The organism is Nodosilinea sp. LEGE 07298, from assembly GCF_015207265.1.
Taxonomy (GTDB): Bacteria; Cyanobacteriota; Cyanobacteriia; order Phormidesmidales; family Phormidesmidaceae; genus Nodosilinea.
This window is the reverse complement of the sequence record NZ_JADEXE010000461.1, coordinates 1-3612: the sequence shown is the minus strand read 5'-3', so window position 1 is coordinate 3612 and position 3612 is coordinate 1. Positions and strand designations below refer to the sequence as shown.

Sequence of the window (3612 nt, the reverse complement as noted above, 5' to 3'; positions counted from 1 at the left end):
CATCCACCCTCCATGGCCTCTCCCACCGCTATTTTGCTGTTCTCCTGCCCCGACCAAAAAGGGCTGGTAGCCAAAATCGCCAACTTTATCTACGCCAACGGCGGCAACATTCTCCATGCCGACCAGCACCGCGACCCCGAGGCAGGGTTGTTTTTGTCGCGGCTGGAGTGGGAGCTAGAGGGGTTTAACCTGCCTAGAGAGATTATTGGGCCTGCGTTTAATGCGATCGCCCAGCCTTTGGGGGCCACCTGGCAGCTCCACTTTTCTGGCGATGTGCCCCGCCTATCGATCTGGGTCAGCCACCAAGATCACTGCCTGCTCGATCTGCTTTGGCGGCACAAAGCTGGGGAGTTCAAGGCCGAAATTCCGCTGATCGTCAGCAACCACCCCCACCTCAAACCCGTTGCCGATCAGTTTGGGATTGCCTTTGAGCACTTGCCCATCACCAAAGACACTAAAGCCGAGCAAGAGCAAAAGCAGCTGGAGTTGCTGAAGCAATACAACATCGACCTGGTGGTGCTGGCCAAGTACATGCAGGTAATCAGCCCAGATTTTCTTAACCAGTACGATCGCGTCATCAACATTCACCACTCGTTTTTGCCCGCCTTCATGGGCGCGAACCCCTACCAGCGAGCCTTTCAACGGGGGGTCAAAATCATTGGGGCCACCGCCCACTACGTCACCTCCGACCTGGATGAAGGCCCGATTATTGAGCAGGATGTGGTGCGCATTAGCCACCGCGACGATGTGAAGGAGCTAATTCGCAAAGGTAAAGATGTCGAACGCATTGTGCTGGCCCGTGCCGTGCGGCTGCATCTACAAAATCGCACTCTGGTCTACGGCAACCGCACCGTGGTGTTTGCTTAATGGGTAAAGCCGCAACCGCCTGAGTGCAGAAGGACTAACCCAATGCTGAGCCTTAGCCGTTACCTGGGGCTACGCCAGTTACTAACGTGCTGATCGCAGGAGCAATGGCCTGCAAAACTGGCGACAAAATCACCACCGATGCTGCCGCAATCACGATGGTGGTGGCTAGCCGCATCACCTGGTCAGAGGCGTTTTGGTAAGTGTCAAACTTGAAGTTTAGCTTTTCGACATCAACTTCTACCCGGCCCAGGTCAGTCTTGACATTGCCGATGTCAGTCTCTACGCGGTCAAGGCGCTGATTAATTTGGCGCAGCTCTGACAAGACCTGCTGTTGAAATCCCTCTGACGAGTCACTGGCCTGCATTACCTGATCCAACGCATGGGTGTTTCTATCATACCCAGGTCTAATGCACCGGGCCTAATGTACCAAGACGGTGCGAGGAACCAGGCTATTGGCCTCCAGGGTGGAGCGCAGCTTGCGGGCCTGGGTTAGCAGTCGCCAGGCCTGGGGCGAAAGCATTCCAGGCGCGAGTAACGTTAGCGCGGTGCTGACCTGGCGCTGTCGCAGGGCCACTAGGCCCCAGTGCAGGTGCAGGTATCGATCGATGGCGGCGAGGGTGGGAATGCGATCGCGGTACCCCTCACTTACCCGCCCATAGATGCGCTCTTTGATGGTCAAATTTAGCGCCATGCGATCGCTGAGCGACATCTTTTGCTCATAACTGCCAGCCCAGATGGTGCGGTAGGCCAAACACTCGTTGATAAATAGCGCATCGCCAAAGTCGGCCAGCTTTACCCAGGCGTCGATGTCGTCGTAGTTGGTAGTCATGGTGGTATCCCAGCCGCCCGCCTGCAAAAAGGCATCGCGGCGAGCCGCTACCTGGGCGGGGGTGCCGAAGGGTACCTGATCCATCAACATGCCGTAGTGGATGGCGCTTTGGGGAATGTAAAAGACTTGGCCGGGGCCGGTGGCGGGGGTGCGGCGCAGCTCGGTGCCGTGCTCATCGACCTGAATGGCCTGGCAGGAGCAGAGCACCGCCTGGGGGTGCTGAGCGATCGCGCTCGTCATTTTCTCAATGCAGTCTGGGGTCAGATAGTCGTCGTCGTCGAGAAACTTGACCCAATCACCGCTGGCGGCGGCCACGCCATGATTCACGGTGGCGGCGTGGTTAAGGTTTTGGGTGTTGCGGTGGTAGACAACGCGATCGCCTAAACTGCGCACATATTCCTCGGTGCCGTCGGTGGAGGCATCGTCAGCGACGACAACTTCGCAAGGAACGGTTTGGTTGAGACCACAAGCGATCGCCCGCTTCAGCAGCTCCAGCCGGTTGTAGGTGGTAATTACCAGACTAAATTTCATCGCCCTTGCTCCTTAGCTAGCTCAGCCTATGGCTATGTCTAAGGTTTCCCCAATGCCCAGGCGATAAGCACTTGCTGAGCAAAGTTGGGCTTAGTCGTAGACGTTTTTGCGGTGCTGACATCGGCTCAGAATAACAACGCAGCTGTCATCATCAACCTTGTAACGCAGACGATAATCGCCAATGCGAATGCGGTACTCGAACTCTATCCCTTTTAGTTTGAGGGATCCAGCAGGACGAGGATCTTCTGCCAAGAGCCGTATTCTTTTGAGGATGCGCTGGTAAACCTGCTCGGGCAGCCTGTCTAACTGCTTTTGCACGCTTTTGGGTACAACGATGGAATAGCTTATGCCATCCGCTGAGACCGTTGTGAGGTGTACTCGTCTAGGGTGACGAAGTCTCCAGCCTGGTATTCAGCATAGGCTGTAGCTACTTCGGCCTCTTCTTCGGGGTCAAGGGTGTCGGCGGCGGAGTCGTGGAGATCGGTATCGAGAAACTCCCAGAGGCGCTTCTTGTCGGCGGGGCTGAGCTTGGCGATCGCTTGCAAGAGAAAGTCGAAGGGAATAGCGAGGTTAAAGGTCTTGCTCATAAAAATTACTCCGTCAGCGCTTTGGACACTAGGCTGGACAAGGGTTTAGCCTACACTCAGCAGCGGTATGACTATTGTATCAACTCCCTGTGGTAAGCGATCGCAGCTACGGCAGGGTGGGCACTGGTGACTGGGGGAAGGGGCGATCGCCCCAATGCAACCTGCTGAACTTGACTGGCTTTAAGGAAGATTGGACTAATTAGAGCAACTTAAATTTAATGGTGGGCAGTGTCCACCCTACTAACTGGATATCAATATGTTGGGTCTGCCGTAACCAAATCCATTCCTGACTTGCTCACGCCTGAGCTTCTTTCCATGGCAAATTTGCTAATTGATTTACGCAGAATAACTGATAGTACGTCATTGCCATTGATGCATGTATTTTTCTATTTGCGCTGTCAAAAACAACTTTTTTTGACTTCAACAACTCCTTAGCTTTTGCGTAAGGCATAATTTTTTCCGGATGGATATTCATGTCATAATCAAACACGCCATTTTGTTTCCCCATGGACAAAGAGCTTGTCGGAATTCTTATGGATTTATCACCGGAGTCCCATATTTCCTGCTTGCCCAGGTTTTCTGATATATATTGAGCCAGCAATTTGGTTTGAGCTTCTGGCCTTTTCTTAGAAGAGTAAATGTTTTTATAACATCCTAAGGCTATTAAATTAGGCTCAATACGGATTTTGGGGAGCTAGTTCAACAAGGTCTCCAATAGGTTGCCCAGCAGTGCCTTTCCTCGCTTACGGGCATTGTGTACGAACTCAAAGAACCCCAGATAAAGCGGCAGTTTCTCCT

Annotated in this window: 7 protein-coding genes and 1 pseudogene; 2 read left to right on the top strand and 6 right to left on the bottom strand. The window is 53.5% G+C overall.

Annotated elements, in window-relative coordinates:
- Positions 1 to 12 precede the first annotated feature (12 nt).
- The gene (gene purU, locus IQ273_RS31710; RefSeq protein ID WP_194027068.1) at positions 13 to 867 is read left to right on the top strand and encodes a formyltetrahydrofolate deformylase; all 855 of its coding nucleotides are present in this window, start codon (positions 13 to 15) and stop codon (positions 865 to 867) included.
- A gap of 52 nt (positions 868 to 919) precedes the next feature.
- Here the strand turns inward: purU and IQ273_RS31705 are convergent, their stop codons facing one another.
- From IQ273_RS31705 to IQ273_RS31690, 4 genes are all read right to left on the bottom strand, one after another.
- Positions 920 to 1231, bottom strand: a complete 312-nt coding sequence (locus IQ273_RS31705) for a hypothetical protein (protein WP_228054263.1) — start codon at positions 1229 to 1231, stop codon at positions 920 to 922.
- Between the two features lie 54 nt (positions 1232 to 1285).
- Positions 1286 to 2227, bottom strand: coding sequence for a glycosyltransferase family 2 protein (locus tag IQ273_RS31700; RefSeq protein WP_194027066.1), 942 nt, complete (start codon positions 2225 to 2227; stop codon positions 1286 to 1288).
- A gap of 90 nt (positions 2228 to 2317) precedes the next feature.
- Entirely contained in the window at positions 2318 to 2575 is a 258-nt protein-coding gene (locus IQ273_RS31695) for a type II toxin-antitoxin system RelE/ParE family toxin (RefSeq protein WP_194027069.1), read from the bottom strand.
- A complete protein-coding gene (locus IQ273_RS31690; RefSeq protein ID WP_194027065.1) occupies positions 2572 to 2814 on the bottom strand; it encodes a hypothetical protein in 243 nt (80 codons plus the stop codon). The genes IQ273_RS31695 and IQ273_RS31690 overlap by 4 nt, the downstream gene beginning before the upstream one ends.
- Positions 2815 to 2888: 74 nt before the next feature.
- On the opposite strand from IQ273_RS31690, the gene IQ273_RS34605 reads away from it, so the two are divergent.
- Entirely contained in the window at positions 2889 to 3017 is a 129-nt protein-coding gene (locus IQ273_RS34605) for a hypothetical protein (RefSeq protein WP_255534763.1), read from the top strand.
- 92 nt (positions 3018 to 3109) lie between these two features.
- Here IQ273_RS34605 and IQ273_RS31685 read toward each other — a convergent pair whose 3' ends face one another.
- Both IQ273_RS31685 and IQ273_RS36205 read right to left on the bottom strand, forming a co-directional pair.
- Entirely contained in the window at positions 3110 to 3415 is a 306-nt protein-coding gene (locus IQ273_RS31685) for a hypothetical protein (RefSeq protein ID WP_194027064.1), read from the bottom strand.
- A 93-nt stretch (positions 3416 to 3508) separates the two neighbouring features.
- Positions 3509 to 3612: pseudogene (locus tag IQ273_RS36205) on the bottom strand (DDE transposase); the annotation flags it as partial.

Excerpts from the sequence above, each read along its gene's own strand:
- IQ273_RS31705 (WP_228054263.1), bottom strand. The coding sequence starts at position 1,231 with ATGCAGGCCAGTGACTCGTCAGAGGGATTTCAACAGCAGGTCTTGTCA.
- IQ273_RS31690 (WP_194027065.1), bottom strand. The coding sequence starts at position 2,814 with ATGAGCAAGACCTTTAACCTCGCTATTCCCTTCGACTTTCTCTTGCAA.
- purU (WP_194027068.1), top strand. The coding sequence starts at position 13 with ATGGCCTCTCCCACCGCTATTTTGCTGTTCTCCTGCCCCGACCAAAAA.
- IQ273_RS31700 (WP_194027066.1), bottom strand. The coding sequence starts at position 2,227 with ATGAAATTTAGTCTGGTAATTACCACCTACAACCGGCTGGAGCTGCTG.